Raw genomic sequence first — 14,288 nt, 5'->3', positions numbered from 1 at the left:
ATGCTCATAAATCAAACCTTTGAAATTGATTCTTGTGATGATGTAGAATTAAATATAAAAAGAACTAGCAAACTTGAATACCGCATTAGCTATGATGATGAAAAAGATATCAAAGCCATAGTTTTTATAGTGGGTGGTTTTGGAGCTAATGCAAATATTTCTTTTTTAGATTTTGATAGGGAATATATTGCTAAAAATTTTGATGTTGTAGCAGTGCATGTTTTTTATCATTGTTTTTGTCAAAGACGTTCAGATGTTGAGAAATATAGTGCTTTTACAATGTTTACAAAAGATGATGTGTCAAATTTATCTCAGGCTTTATTGGAAATAGGTGTTAATATCAATGTTAATCTTGAGAACGCACAACAATGTTACGAATTACTTAATCAGAATATTACTACTTTAAAATCACAAAGAAAACTAGCGCAAAATTATCAAGCGAAATTCACCTCAACTTTTATCCCACCTAATGGAGACTATCAAAACTATGGTATTATGGCAGCACTTGATCATATTAATGCTTTAAAAGATTTAGTGAAACGTTTTCCAAAACTTGCAGATTTACCAAAAATTTATGGGGGGGGGGTCTTATGGAGGATACCTATCTTTACTCATAGCAAAAATAGCTCCTTGGTATGTGGATGGTGTGATTGATAATTCGGGTTCGGCTGTTCCACCTTTAAATTATATTTTAGGAAGAGAAATGGAACATAGCTACAGTGAATATTATGAAGATTTTCCACATAATAGGATTATTTTTTTTCTAAAAACCCACTGAACGCGTAAAGAAAATTCACCTTATTTTTTTAATAATGAAAATTATTTTATTAGAACATTGTTAAATAAGGATCATTTAATTTTACAAAGTCAAAAAAATAAAAATATTATTTATGTGAGTTATCATAGTAAAGAAGATCCTTTAACTCCAGCAAATTTTAAAGAACAAACCATGCAAATATTAAAAATTTTAGGTTACGATGTAAGCTTAAATTTGATAGATGAAAATAAAATTGATGGAAAATTTATTAAAAATTTAGATCATGGTTGTGGTATACCTGATAAAGCCTTATTTAGAAAAGAACTTCCTTTAATGCTTGAAAAATTGCAAAAAAGAAAATCTTTAATGCAAGAAAATTCCATCTCTTATCCTTGTGGAAAGAAAGTGTTTATATTTAAAGATGTGGGAGATAAATTTGAATTAGAGATAAAAGATTAAAACCTTAAAGGTTTTAATCAAGCTTTGCTAAATTGATTAAATTACTCACTTTTTGACAATTTTTCAAGTCCTCGGCTGTGATTTTTAAAGCAAAAAGATTTTTGTAAAGCACCATCACAGATACAAAAGCCAAACTATCCCACTCATCTATATCATCAAGTAGCATATCTTCATTTAACTCTTCATCTCTATGCATAGCTTCTTTAAGCTCTTCTAAAAATTCAGTTTTTGTCATTATTTCTCCTTTGTGTAAATTAAAATATCTTTTGTGTATAAATCCTTGAAATTTAGCACCGCACTTCCCCAGCTAAGCCCTGCGCCAAAAGCACTCAAACTCGCTTTAAATTCTTTTGGAGTATCTAACTCGCAAAGTAGAGCAGGTAGCGAACAAGCACTTAAATTAGCGTATTTTTCCATGATAAAATTAGGAACTTTATCATCATTAAGTTTTAATTCTTCTTTAATACAATCAACCAAATACGCATTGGATTGATGAAAAAGATGAAAAGCAATGTCTTTTTCATCTACTTTAGAAAATTCTAAAATTTCTTTAAAGCTTTTAGGTTCGCATTCCAAAGCCATATTGAAAATATTTGCTCCGTCCATGTAAAGATTTTCTAATTGTCTAAACTCCTCAGTTTGCATGAGTGAATCATCGTTGAAAATATCTGCTTTAGGTATTCTCATCGCACCTTTTGGAATGATGAGTTTATCAAAATATTTCCCATCGCTTCCAAGTTCAAAAAAGGCTTCATTAAAATCCGTTTTTTCAATCAAAGTTGCACTTACTCCATCGCCAAAAATTGGGGCTAAATTCATATTTTTAGGGTGGATGAATTTGCTTAAAGTATCCCCACAAATGAGTAAAATTTTACCTAAGCCACTTTGTATTAAAGAATGAGCGACAAATAAGCCGTATAAATATCCTGCGCAAGCTTGCCCTAAATCAAAAGCTATGGTTTTAGAGCTTAAATTTAAAAGCTGATGTAAATAACAAGCCGTAGAAGGCATGAAAAAATCAGGACTTTGAGTTACTACGATGAGTGCGTCAAGGCTATTTTTATCTATATTTAAACCTTGTAAAAGTGTATTGGCTGCGTGTTTTCCAAGATCGCTTACGCAAGTGTTTTCATCGCAAATATAACGCGTGTTTAAACCTATGACTTTTTTCATTCTTTTAAGGGTTTTAATATCATTTGAAAAAACGCTTTCTAACTCATCATCAATGCAAATTTTATGTTCAGGTACGCTTACGCAAATGCCTGAAATTTTGGCTTTATCAAATCTAGTTTTCATGGATTATAAGTCCTTTAAAGTTTAAATTTTGAAATGAAACAAGGGCTGAGTTTTTTTCAATTTCTTTAGAAATTTGTTCTAAAAAGCTTAAAAATGGCATATTTCTTTCGCCTTTTTGATAGTAAAGCCTTGCATTATTGTTTTTAAGATCAAAGAAATGTAAAGCTAGTTCAAAGGCTTTAAAAAACATTCTAGTTTCAAGTTTTCTACCTAAAGCCCTACAAGAAATGCAAAGATCATCGATAAATAAATTTCCTTCTTTGCAAGAAAAAACAAAAATAGCGATAATCCCACTATCGCTTAATTTATCACTCATGCTCACACTTACAATGAGCTCTTTTTGCATGTGTTGTGTGACTTTTTCTTGATTTAAGCGTGTGTAATTAGCGATAAATTGATTGGTTTTGCCTAAAAGTTCGCTAATGCGAGGGATATTTTGCAGATCATTTTTGCTAAAATTTAAGCTGATTTCAAGATTTTGAAAATATTCTTCATCGCTTAAGCTTTTAAGCTCTTCTCTTAAAGCATTGGCTGCTATATCTTTGGCACGAATTTGATCTTCTTTGGTATTTGAAAGTTTTAAAAGATTAGGAAAAAGTTTGATTTTATAAAGTATATTTTCATCGCATAAAAGTGTTTTAACGCCTGTAAATTTGGTATTTTCAAGCTCGGCGATATTATCATCTATAAAAAGCATAGCGTTAGTATTTATATTAAATTTTTTAGCAATTTTTAAGATATTTTCACCTTTTGGCTCCCAATTGATCATTCTAGCATCAAAATCATCCCATTGTAAGATAAAATCTTTCCTTGTTTCAAAAAGTTTTTTTGCGTCTTTTTCTTCATTTTTTGAAGCTAGGGCAAGTAAAAACCCTTGTTTTTTAAAAGTTTTAATTTTTTCTTGTAAGGTTTTGTGCAAAGGACTTAAATTAAGATTATCTATACCCTCTTCACCTAAAATTCCTTGATACAAGGTATTATCAAGATCAAGTACAAGAGCTTTAAGAGCGGGTTTTACGAGTGCAGGGATGAGGCTAAGTCCTAAAATTTGTGCTAAAAAAATCAAGGCTTTATTATTAAGCTTAGAGCCTGTAAGTTCTTCTTTAGCTAGGTCTAAAATATCTTCTTCATCAAAATACTCTTTTATGAGTTTTTCTATGTTAAAAATTTCACAATTTAAAATTTTTTTATCTGTTTTAAATTCTCCTAAACTAAGAACTAAAATAGGGTTTTGTGAAATTTTTCTTAGTTCTAAAAGTCTTTCTTCTATAAAATTTTGCACATTATTTTTATAGCGGGTTAAATCTAGCCATAAAAGTTCTAAACTAGCTTCTTTAAAGTTATCAAAACTCAAGCTATCATCATAAGAGCTGAAATTAAACTCAGCTCTTAAATTAGCAAAATGTAAAAAAGGAGCAATGATGCTTTGCACTCCTTCAAAAGCATGATTTCTATGGACATTAATAAGAAGATCTTGACTTTTACTAAAGTCTAATTCTTTGGCAAATTTTATAAGCTCATTGCGTTTTAAATGAGGTGAAAAAAGATTCATTTTAGCCCCTTGTTTAATAACATAGAGACGATAAGTTCGTCTGTTTCTTTTAAATCTTGTGGAATAAAACTTAGGGTTTGATTAGTTTTTGCTCTTGGAAATCTTGGTATTTTAATTTCTATATTTTTTGTTTTTTTAAGATATTTCATATAGATTTCCATGGCTGCTTTAGCTATACTATATTCTTTCATATCTAAGGGTAAATCTTCTATAGAAGAAGAAGAAGAAGAAGAAGAAGAAATTGGACTTGTAAAGCTTAAAATTTTTTCTAAACCAAAAATATAATAATCTAAAAAATCAAATAACATTTTGCGGTCAAGTTTGTTGTTTTGTGTTGAAATTTTTGGCGTTGCAAAATAATAAATATGAGTTGGATTAAATTTTTTAATTTTTTCTATGGAAATTTTACTAGGTTTTAAGACATTGTATTGTAAAAAATCGCAATTTGGAATATCTTCTTGTATATTTTTAGTGTGATAAGTGGCTAAAATTTTTGCTCCCCCTAATGCTAAAATTTTAGCACAAGTATTTCCAAGACCACTACTAGCTCCTATGACCAATGCCTTTTGTTCTTTAAAATTTTTATTTTCTGATATATTTGGATATTTTAAAACAAGACTTTTATAGTTTAAATTTTTTACAAGTTGCGGACGAATAAAAGCTTTAATAGAGCCTTTACAAGGGCTTATAAAGTCTATTAAATAGCACTCTATGGAGTGATGTTTTTCGTAGTTATAGATCAATTGCTTGTTTTCAATATTATCATTTGAAAAATTTAAATTTAAACTAGAATAAATACTATGAAGACCCGGAATTTTCATGCCTACTATACGCGTACTAGCGAGTAGTATAGCTATATTTTGTGGATTTAAATAATTTGCACATAATGGAAAAAGCTGTTTAAACAGAATGGTGTTATATTTTAACTCTTCTTTTGCATTTTTTTCTTTTGATAAAGGATTTGAAATAGCATCGTATTTATTAAAAAAATTACTTTCATAAGGATTGTGTAATTTTAATTCTTCTTGAAATTCAAAATCAATTTTGCTTAAAATTTTATTTTTATTTGTAATTTCATATTTTTTTAAAAAATTATTTTTGGATTTTATAGATTTTAGTTTAAAGTCTTCATTTTTGAAAAGTGGATTAATGAAACTGGCTTTGATTTTTTGAATTTTAATATTTTTTTGATTTTTTTTAAAAAAGTTTTCCAGTGTTAGAAAAACTTGATAAATTCCATAGATAACTTGATCGCCATAATAAGAATTTTTGGCAAATTCTTGATCCAAATGCAAAGGGTTGAAATCACCGCTTAATTTTGAAAAAAGTTCTAAATTTTTTTGAGAAATACTATTCATTTTTTAACTTTTTAATTTCTTTTAAAAGCATATTTTGTGAGTTTAATTCTGTAAGTTTTTCTTTGTCAAATTTGATTTCAAATTCTTCTTCTAGGCTCATAATGATATCAATATGAGCCAAAGAATTCCATTCGGGACAATTATTCATACTTAAATTTGTATGTTCGTTAACTTCAATTTCTAGTATATTTTTTAAAATTTCATAAAATTGCTTTTCCATTTTTTTAATCCTTTCTTACTAAAATATATTTATCTGTATTTAAAGCTTGTATGATAATTTTTTTAAAATCATTTGTATCTATTGCTGAAATATTTGTTCCACCAAATGACTTCTTTTTAAGAGAGCCGCTTTCTTCTAAAAGTTTAGCAATGGTTGAAAGATTTAGTTCAGAGGGTTTGTCTAAGCATCTTACATAGTAATTTATTTTTTTTTCGTATTTTTGATTATTTTCATCTATTATATATCCTTGAAATGTTTTGAAATAGCGATAATCAACTCCAATTTGTTCTTCAATGTAGTGAATAAAGGTGTGTGCCCAGTCGGCACCTAGGTAGACTATTTTTGCATTATTTCTTGTAAGAATATCGTAACCAGAATTTTTTCCAAAGCAAGAATTATTTTCTACTTGAAATAAGTTGGCTTTGAGTCCGTATGCCGCAAAAGAAAAAATAGGATCATTACTCCGGGTAACTTCAGGTAGTTTACGAAAAAAATTATTTAATAATCCTACGGTGCATTTAGATTTATTTTTATCATAAATTTCATTTTTGCAAAAACTATAAGAAAATGTTGGCATAACCAAGGTGCCATTGTTTGTTAGAATTTCTAAAAAACATTCTATCAAAGCTTTTAGATATTCATTTTTTGTCAATAAAGGTATGCCTAAGTTAAAAATTTCCGTATGAACACAAATCATATCCCCGGCTTTTATTCCTATATCCATAAGACAGTTTTTAAAATCTTCTTTGGTTAAAATATTTGAATTATGCTCTATTAGTTTTTTGTTGATGTTTGATCCTTAATTTTTTGATATAATTTCATTTTATCAGGTAATATTATAACAAAATAAAAGGTAATTTTAACTTATGAAATCCAACATACAACAAATATTTGATCATATTGAAAAATCAAATCCTATTCATGCGAAATATTTAAAAAAGGTAAATTTAAATGAAGAAGAGAAAGTAGAGCTTGAAAATTTGATTCGTTTTTATTTAAATCAAGGTTTTAGTATAAATAAACAAGCTAATGCTTATTTATTATTTCTGAATGATACTTTAAAAGAAATTTATTATTTTATTGAACATGGAACTTATAGATATTCAACATTAAAAGATGTTGAAGATAAAATTTATTTTAATCATGATTATATGGAAAATTATATGATAGGGCTTGCGATATCAAATTTTATATGGGATACGCATATTGCAATTAGAAGATATTTTATTGATCTAATGCAGAATAATAATATTTTTGGCAAATATCTTGAAATTGGACCAGGGCATGGAAATTTTTTCTTACAATCGTTAAAATTTGGTCAATTTAGTGAACTATTAGGAGTTGATATTTCTCCAACAAGTTGTGAAATGACAAAAAAAATAGTTAGTTTTAATGATCATAAAGCAAAACAAAAATGCCAATTTATTTGTATGGATTTTCTTGAATATGATTTTAATGAGCAATTTGATTTTATTACAATAGGAGAGGTTTTAGAACATGTGGAAAATCCAAAGAATTTTTTAAATAAGGCTCGCAAAATTTTATCAGATGATGGAAATATTTTTATTACCGTACCTATAAATGGTCCGGCTGTTGATCATATCTATCTTTTTTCTCATCCTGATGAGGTTAAAAATATGATCAAAAATTGCGAGTTGGAGATTGTAAAAGAAGAATATTTTATGGCAAATAATTATTCATTGAAAAAAGCCTTAGAAACAAGAAATGCAATCATTATGGTAGCTTTATTAAAAAAATTATAAAATAAGTTTATATTCTAAAATTTTTTCCAAAAGTTCTTTAAATTCATAAGCTTGCATATTTAAGATATTGGCTATATCGATGATATCATTTTCCCCATCACAGTAAGCTAGAAAATTACAAGCTAAAGGAATGTCATTGGCAGTGCTAAGGGTATGATATAGTCCTCTTTTGCCAAGATTGGGCTCGCATACTATGGTGTTTTTATATACGGCGTTGATTTCTAGATTTAAAATCATTTCTTGCATGCTTTGAAGTCCACCCATTAAACCTTTTTCAGAGATAAAATTGAGATCATCTTTGCTGGTGTGGTATTGTTCGTATTCTAGGTATCTTGTGCGACATACTCCTACAATGCCAAGATTTACAAGCGGAGCATTGTATTGTCTTTCATCGCTTCCACGATCTAAAAAACTAAAAGCTTTGAAATTTTCTTTATTTTTAAGTGTATGCAAGGCAACTTTATCGCTTAGAGTGTTTTTTTTGGGTGTGTGTATGAGTGAGTAAGCATGATCATCGCCTAAGCAAGAAAGCACAAAGCCTGCTTTAACATGTTTTTTTAAATGCTCTAAATGTTTGCTAAGATAGACTATAGAGCCTATGGTTTCAGGAATGATGACAAAGCGGTAATTATACCTTCTTTTTTTTAAACTTAAAAGCCATTTTGCTAGGAAAATAGCCACCACAGGACCACTAAGCTCATTATTTGCCATGGAAGGATGACAAAGATAGGTTGAAATTAAAATTTCATCTTTTGAATTTTGCGTACTAGGTAGGATAAAATCAGCATAATCCAAAACCCCATTTTCATCATGTTTCGCATTGATATAGACTTTGTATTTGCCTTTTTTGAGTTTTTTTCTTTCATTATGCGTGAGACAAAATCCCCAACGCCTTTTATAATAACTCGTTACATAAGGAATAGCATCGGGCATTTCTTCTATGGAGTAAAGATGATTTTGAAGTTCTTCAAGTTCGATTTCTTTATCGATAGCTTCGCTATAATTTAGAAGGTGTAAATTATGCTTTTTAAAATCACAAATTTTTTCTCCTTCTGGAGTGATGATATAGGCTTCTTTAGCGTTCCATTCATCAGGGACTATCCAGTCAAAAACCTTTGTGCCACTTTTTATAGAGTGAAATTTGAGTATACCCCCCCCCCAGAGTTTTATTTAAAATTTCTAAGCTAGCTCTAAAACCTTGCCCTGTGATACTCCTAGGGATAGGAAAAAGTTCACAAGCTAGTTCATACATAGCCTTTCCAGTTTGGTTAAAATCTTGACTTCTAAAGTCTAGCTTATCCACAATATCCCTTTTTAACTTTTTCAAGAATGCTAAATAAAGTATCTTTTACAAATTTTGCATCTTTTAGATTCATTTCTTGATGACAAGGTATGCTAAGCTCGGCTTTGTAAAAATTATCTGCATTTTGGAGTCTGATTTCTCCTAAGAGTTTTTTATAAAAACTAAACTCATAAGTTGGTTTATAATGTACCTGTACGCCAATTCCTGCATGAAGCAAGCTTTCAAAAAGTTCTTCTTTTTGACAATAAAATTCAGGAAAAAGCAAGATAGGGTATAAATGCCTTGAGCTTTTTTTATAGTCTTTGATTTTTATCGTGGAAAAATAATGATTTTTTTCAAATTCTTTATCGTAAAAACTTGTGATTTCTTCTCGTTTTTCAAGATTGTGATCGAGTTTTTTAAGCTGGTTTATCCCTAAAGCACAAGCAACATCACTTAAGCGGTAATTATAGCCAAGTTCTATCATATCGCTATCCCAAAGCCTTTTTTTAACGATACCATGGCTTCTTAAAAGTTTTATTTTGGAGATTAATTCTTTATTATTGCTTACTACAGCACCCCCCTCAAAAGTGGTAATAGGCTTAACAGGATGAAAAGAAAAAATACTTAAATCCGCCATAGAACCCACTTTTTTACCCTTATACTCGCTACCTAAAGCATGGCTTGCATCATCGATTAAAGGGATATTGTATTTTTTAGCAAGATTTGAAATCTCATCCATTTCAACACTATTTCCTCCAAAATCCACCACGCTAATAGCTCCTATATCGGTGCTATTTTTTACAAGCCTTGCTTCGAGCTTTTTCTCATCTATATTGCCATCATTTTTAATGTCGATAAACTCTACCTTAGCTCCAGCTATTAAGGCCGCATTAGCCGTAGCAGCGAAGGTTAAAGGAGTGGTTAAAACGATTTTTTCTTTGATGCCTAGTGCTGTATAGGCAAGATGAAGGGCAGAAGTAGCCGAATTTAACACACAAGCGTGCTTAACACCTATGTATTCGCAAAGTGCTTCTTCAAATTCATCTACCTTTTTACCCCCTGTTAAAATTTCATCTTTTAAAGCTTTTGTAAGCGCATCTATATCGCTTTGATCAATATTTTGATGAGAATAAGTAATCATTTAAAAACCCTCAGTATGATTAATAATATCTAAAAGTTCTTTTTCACTTGCCCATTGCGGATTGTTATCCGAGCTATAAGAAAATCCATCTTTTACTTTTTGCCCTTTTTCACCCAAGGCATTGATGCTAAAATCACTCTCTTGATCCACAAGCTTGATGCTAGGACTTATAGCGTAATAGTTTTCAAATTCATAGGTTAAATGACTATCATCACTTGAAATCATAATTTCATGAAGTTTTTCTCCTGCTCTTATGCCTATGATTTTATGGCTTAAATTAGGAGCTAAAGCGTGAGCTAGATTCGTGATTTTCATCGAAGGAATTTTAGGGATAAAAATTTCTCCCCCGTGCATTCTTTCAAAATTACTCAATACAAATTTTACTCCATCTTCAAGGCTGATCCAAAAACGTGTCATTCTCGTATCGGTGATAGGAAGCTCTTTAGAGCCTTGTGCGATAAGCTTTTTAAAAAAAGGGACCACCGAGCCTCTTGAGCCTACTACATTTCCATATCTTGTAACGCTAAATCGCGTTTGTTTATTGCCTGCTATATTGTTTGCAGCGACAAAAAGTTTATCGCTTGCAAGTTTAGTAGCGCCATATAAATTTACAGGATTGCAAGCTTTATCCGTACTTAGAGCAATACATTTTTTTACCCCATTTTCAAAACAAGCATCAATTACATTTTGGGCACCGTGGATATTGGTTTTGATACATTCCATAGGATTATATTCAGCAACAGGAACGTGTTTCATCGCAGCAGCATGTATAACAAAATCCACATCACGCATAGCAACGCTTAAGCGTTCTTTATCTCTTACATCCCCTATAAAATAACGCATGCAATTAGAATTAAAAATGCTTGACATTTCAAATTGCTTCAGCTCATCACGAGAATAAATGATGATTTTATTAGGTTTATAATTTTCTAATAAAACCTTAGTATAGGTTTTTCCAAAAGAGCCTGTACCACCAGTAATTAAGATATTTTTTCCATTAAACATTTTGCCTTCCTTTGCTTAAGTTTTTTAAAATTAAAGCAACAAGTGTTCCTATTTTAAAATTCTTGGCAAGGTTATGCCCGTTTGAGCTTGATACTTGCCTTTTTTATCTTTATAAGTGGTGTCGCATTTTTCATCGCCTTGTAAAAACAACACTTGCGCTATGCCTTCATTGGCATAAATTTTTGCAGGTAAAGGCGTAGTATTTGAAATTTCTATAGTGATATGTCCTTCAAAACCTGGCTCAAAAGGAGTAACATTGACGATGATACCACATCTTGCATAAGTGCTTTTGCCAAGACAAATAGCTAAAACATCATCAGGCATTTTAAAATACTCTATAGTTCTAGCTAGGGCAAAAGAATTTGCAGGAACTATACATACATCACCTTCAAAATCTACTACATTTTCTTCTACGAAATTTTTTGGATCCACTACAGTTGAATTAACATTGGTAAAAATTTTAAACTCACGCCCTACGCGTATATCATAACCATAGCTTGAAAGCCCATAGCTTACCACACCTTTTCCTATATTTGCTTCGCAAAATGGTTCGATCATCTTGCGTTCTAATGCCATTTTTCTTATCCAATTATCCGCTTTTAAGCCCATTTTTAACCTTTTAATATTAGTAATTTTTTATAAGGATTATAACCTAAAAAATCTATATTTTTTATGATTTTTTTCTTTTTTAAAGTTAAATTTCAAGTTTTTTTATATAATACAAGATTAAGTTCTTAAATTTTGTAGGAGAATTTTATGACAAAAGAAGAAATTAAAGAGTTAGTAAACCTTTTTGCTGAAGCAAATATTAGTAAAATTAAGATCAAAGAACAAGATGGTTTTGAAATAGAACTTGAAAGAGATATGTGCTGCGATGTTCCAGCTCCTGTTTGTCCTCCAGTTCCAGCTCCACAACCTATCAATGTAAGCGTTGTAAATGAAGCTCAACCTAGTCAAAGCGCAAAATCGAACAAACCAAGTATAAACAGCCCTATGGTAGGAACTTTCTATCAAGCTCCAAGCCCAGGTGCAGCACCTTTTGTAAAAGTAGGTAGTACAGTTAAAAAAGGCGATACTATAGCTATTATCGAAGCGATGAAAATCATGAATGAAATTGAAGCAGAATTTGATTGTAGGATCGCTGAAATTTTAGTTGCTGATGGTCAGCCTGTAGAATTTGGAATGCCTTTATTTGCGGTGGAGAAATTATAAAATGGAAATTAAAAGCATATTAATTGCTAATCGTGGAGAAATAGCACTGCGTGCTTTAAGAACGATTAAAGAAATGGGTAAAAAAGCAATTTGTGTGTATTCTGAAGCAGATAAAGATGCTTTGTATTTAAAATACGCTGATGCAAGCATTTGCATAGGCAAAGCAAGAAGTTCTGAAAGTTATTTAAATATCCCAGCTATTATCACAGCAGCTGAAATTGCTGAAGCAGATGCGATTTTTCCAGGATATGGATTTTTAAGCGAAAATCAAAATTTTGTTGAAATTTGTGCTAAACATAACATCAAATTTATAGGTCCTTCTGTAGAAGCTATGAATTTAATGAGTGATAAATCAAAAGCAAAACAAGTTATGCAAAGAGCAGGCGTACCTGTGATCCCAGGAAGCGATGGGGCTTTGGCAGGAGCTGAAGCGGCTAAAAAACTTGCTAAAGAAATAGGCTATCCTGTGATTTTAAAAGCAGCTGCAGGTGGTGGCGGTCGTGGTATGCGTGTGGTTGAAAATGAAAAAGATCTTGAAAAAGCGTACTGGTCAGCTGAAAGTGAGGCTATGACAGCTTTTGGTGATGGTACTATGTATATGGAAAAATACATACAAAATCCACGCCATATAGAAGTGCAGGTTATAGGAGATAGTTTTGGTAATGTGATTCATGTGGGCGAAAGAGATTGTTCTATGCAAAGACGCCATCAAAAACTTATAGAAGAATCCCCTGCAATTTTACTAGATGAAAAAACACGCACTAGGCTTCATGAAACTGCTATTAAGGCAGCTAAAGCTATAGGATATGAAGGTGCGGGAACTTTTGAGTTTTTAGTAGATAAAAATTTAGACTTTTATTTTATAGAAATGAATACGCGTTTGCAAGTTGAACACTGTGTAAGTGAAATGGTAAGTGGGATTGATATCATAGAACAAATGATTAAAGTAGCAGAAGGTTATGCCTTACCATCTCAAGAAAGTATTAAGCTTAATGGGCATTCTATAGAATGTAGAATCACAGCTGAAGATTCTAAAACCTTCTTGCCAAGTCCAGGTAAGATTACTAAATACATTCCACCCGCAGGACGCAATGTAAGAATGGAAAGTCATTGTTATCAAGACTATAGCGTGCCTCCTTATTATGATTCTATGATAGGCAAACTTGTAGTTTGGGCAGAAGATCGTAATAAAGCTATTGCAAAGATGAAAGTAGCTTTAGATGAGTTGCTTATAAGTGGGATAAAAACGACTAAAGATTTTCATCTTTCCATGATGGAAAATCCTGATTTTATTAATAATAATTACGATACAAATTATCTTGCAAGACATTAAAATTTCCCTATTATAAGGGAAATTTTAATTGTAATTTTTATCTTAAATATTCTATATTGATTTTAGAGCGGAGTTTATCAAAATAATCCTGTATGAAATTTTGTCTTTGTTCACTTACGTAAGCGTTTAAAACTTCATTTTTAACTTGTTCGTATTCAGGAGTTTGTGTCCCATCTTTGCTTTTAACTTCATAGAGTTCATAGCCATTTTTTCCATTTAAAACAGGGGAAAAGCCTCCAACAGGAATTTGCGATAAAAGTCCTAAAAGTCTTGGATCGGCATTGCTTGTGTTTAAAGATGCATTTTGTGGTTTAAGGATTGTTTTTTTTGTATTTTTGATATTTTCTAAAGTTTGAGGATTGTTTGATAGATAAATATTTGCATTAATTTGTGTATAAAAAGTGAATTTATCTTTATTTTGTTCGAAAAATTTTTTTGCTCCATCATCACTAAAGTCAGTTTTTGCCATACTTGCGATTTTTTCATAAAGCTTTCTTTTTTCTAAATCTTTTTTAAAATTTGTACGAAATTGTTCATAGCTTTGATTTTTGGATTTTAAATTTGCTTTGAAAGCATTTAAAGTGGTTTTGTTTTGAGCAAGCATTTTATTTATAGCATCATCAAGCTCTAGATCATTGACTACAATACCCAGTTGTTTCATTTGTGAAATTTCCATTTTTTCATTGATGAGTACGCCTAAAGCTTTATTTCTATCAATTTTAAGTGCTTTCATAGTTTGATCTATATCATAAGTTGTGATAGGCTCTTTGTCTACAACTACAGCTATAGCATTAATGGTATTTGCACTAGCCAAACTTGCAAAAAATGCAAAACTTAATAAAATTTTTTTCATTTCAAACCTTTATTTAAGTATAAATATCGCATTATATCAATAAAAATTTAAGAA

Annotated in this window: 13 protein-coding genes and 2 pseudogenes; 4 read left to right on the top strand and 11 right to left on the bottom strand. The window is 30.6% G+C overall.

Features of this window, described 5'->3' with window-relative positions; all coding sequences use genetic code 11:
- Window positions 1-1,216, top strand: a pseudogene (locus AJN56_RS08920) (DUF2920 family protein); the annotation flags it as partial.
- A gap of 13 nt (window positions 1,217-1,229) precedes the next feature.
- On the opposite strand, the gene AJN56_RS07565 reads toward AJN56_RS08920, so the two are convergent.
- Genes AJN56_RS07565 through AJN56_RS07540 form a run of 6 tightly spaced genes read right to left on the bottom strand, consistent with a single transcriptional unit; the run spans window position 1,230 to window position 6,366 of the window.
- On the bottom strand, window positions 1,230-1,451 hold the full coding sequence (locus AJN56_RS07565; RefSeq protein WP_002869099.1) for an acyl carrier protein: 222 nt from the start codon (window positions 1,449-1,451) through the stop codon (window positions 1,230-1,232).
- Window positions 1,451-2,512, bottom strand: a complete 1,062-nt coding sequence (locus AJN56_RS07560; protein WP_002818746.1) for a beta-ketoacyl-ACP synthase III — start codon at window positions 2,510-2,512, stop codon at window positions 1,451-1,453. The genes AJN56_RS07565 and AJN56_RS07560 overlap by 1 nt, the downstream gene beginning before the upstream one ends.
- The gene (locus AJN56_RS07555; RefSeq protein ID WP_009882875.1) at window positions 2,502-4,064 is read right to left on the bottom strand and encodes an HAD family hydrolase; all 1,563 of its coding nucleotides are present in this window, start codon (window positions 4,062-4,064) and stop codon (window positions 2,502-2,504) included. Before AJN56_RS07555 ends, AJN56_RS07560 begins: the two co-directional genes overlap by 11 nt.
- Complete coding sequence (locus AJN56_RS07550) at window positions 4,061-5,422, bottom strand: MaoC/PaaZ C-terminal domain-containing protein (RefSeq protein ID WP_052806393.1); 1,362 nt, start codon at window positions 5,420-5,422, stop codon at window positions 4,061-4,063. The genes AJN56_RS07555 and AJN56_RS07550 overlap by 4 nt, the downstream gene beginning before the upstream one ends.
- Complete coding sequence (locus AJN56_RS07545; protein ID WP_002807223.1) at window positions 5,415-5,642, bottom strand: acyl carrier protein; 228 nt, start codon at window positions 5,640-5,642, stop codon at window positions 5,415-5,417. Before AJN56_RS07545 ends, AJN56_RS07550 begins: the two co-directional genes overlap by 8 nt.
- Window positions 5,643-5,646: 4 nt before the next feature.
- Window positions 5,647-6,366: an AAC(3) family N-acetyltransferase gene (locus AJN56_RS07540; RefSeq protein WP_002869096.1), complete on the bottom strand. Its 720-nt coding sequence runs from the start codon at window positions 6,364-6,366 to the stop codon at window positions 5,647-5,649.
- Window positions 6,367-6,508: 142 nt separating this feature from the next.
- On the opposite strand from AJN56_RS07540, the gene AJN56_RS07535 reads away from it, so the two are divergent.
- A complete protein-coding gene (locus AJN56_RS07535) occupies window positions 6,509-7,405 on the top strand; it encodes a class I SAM-dependent methyltransferase (RefSeq protein ID WP_002869095.1) in 897 nt (298 codons plus the stop codon).
- Here AJN56_RS07535 and AJN56_RS07530 read toward each other — a convergent pair.
- The 4 genes and pseudogenes from AJN56_RS07530 to dcd all read right to left on the bottom strand — a co-directional run bounded on the left by AJN56_RS07530 (window position 7,400) and on the right by dcd (window position 11,445).
- Window positions 7,400-8,708: pseudogene (locus AJN56_RS07530) on the bottom strand (DUF4910 domain-containing protein). The gene AJN56_RS07535 and the pseudogene AJN56_RS07530 overlap by 6 nt on opposite strands.
- Window positions 8,701-9,831, bottom strand: a complete 1,131-nt coding sequence (gene pseC / locus AJN56_RS07525; RefSeq protein ID WP_002869094.1) for a UDP-4-amino-4,6-dideoxy-N-acetyl-beta-L-altrosamine transaminase — start codon at window positions 9,829-9,831, stop codon at window positions 8,701-8,703. Before pseC ends, AJN56_RS07530 begins: the two are co-directional and overlap by 8 nt.
- Window positions 9,832-10,836 (bottom strand): UDP-N-acetylglucosamine 4,6-dehydratase (inverting), encoded by a 1,005-nt coding sequence (gene pseB, locus AJN56_RS07520; RefSeq protein WP_002869093.1) that lies wholly within the window; start codon window positions 10,834-10,836, stop codon window positions 9,832-9,834.
- A gap of 48 nt (window positions 10,837-10,884) precedes the next feature.
- Window positions 10,885-11,445: a dCTP deaminase gene (gene dcd / locus AJN56_RS07515; protein WP_002856264.1), complete on the bottom strand. Its 561-nt coding sequence runs from the start codon at window positions 11,443-11,445 to the stop codon at window positions 10,885-10,887.
- A 147-nt stretch (window positions 11,446-11,592) separates the two neighbouring features.
- On the opposite strand from dcd, the gene accB reads away from it, so the two are divergent.
- Entirely contained in the window at window positions 11,593-12,048 is a 456-nt protein-coding gene (gene accB, locus AJN56_RS07510; protein ID WP_002866271.1) for an acetyl-CoA carboxylase biotin carboxyl carrier protein, read from the top strand.
- 1 nt (window position 12,049) lies between these two features.
- Window positions 12,050-13,381: an acetyl-CoA carboxylase biotin carboxylase subunit gene (locus AJN56_RS07505; protein ID WP_002854112.1), complete on the top strand. Its 1,332-nt coding sequence runs from the start codon at window positions 12,050-12,052 to the stop codon at window positions 13,379-13,381.
- A gap of 37 nt (window positions 13,382-13,418) precedes the next feature.
- Here the strand turns inward: AJN56_RS07505 and salC are convergent, their stop codons facing one another.
- On the bottom strand, window positions 13,419-14,234 hold the full coding sequence (gene salC, locus AJN56_RS07500) for a peptidylprolyl isomerase SalC (protein WP_002856474.1): 816 nt from the start codon (window positions 14,232-14,234) through the stop codon (window positions 13,419-13,421).
- Between the last annotated feature and the right edge of the window lie 54 nt (window positions 14,235-14,288).

It is taken from the genome of Campylobacter sp. BCW_4319, from assembly GCF_001764435.1.
GTDB lineage: Bacteria > Campylobacterota > Campylobacteria > Campylobacterales > Campylobacteraceae > Campylobacter_D > Campylobacter_D jejuni.
Note: the sequence above shows the minus strand (reverse complement) of the source record. Positions and strands in the feature narration are given on the sequence as shown.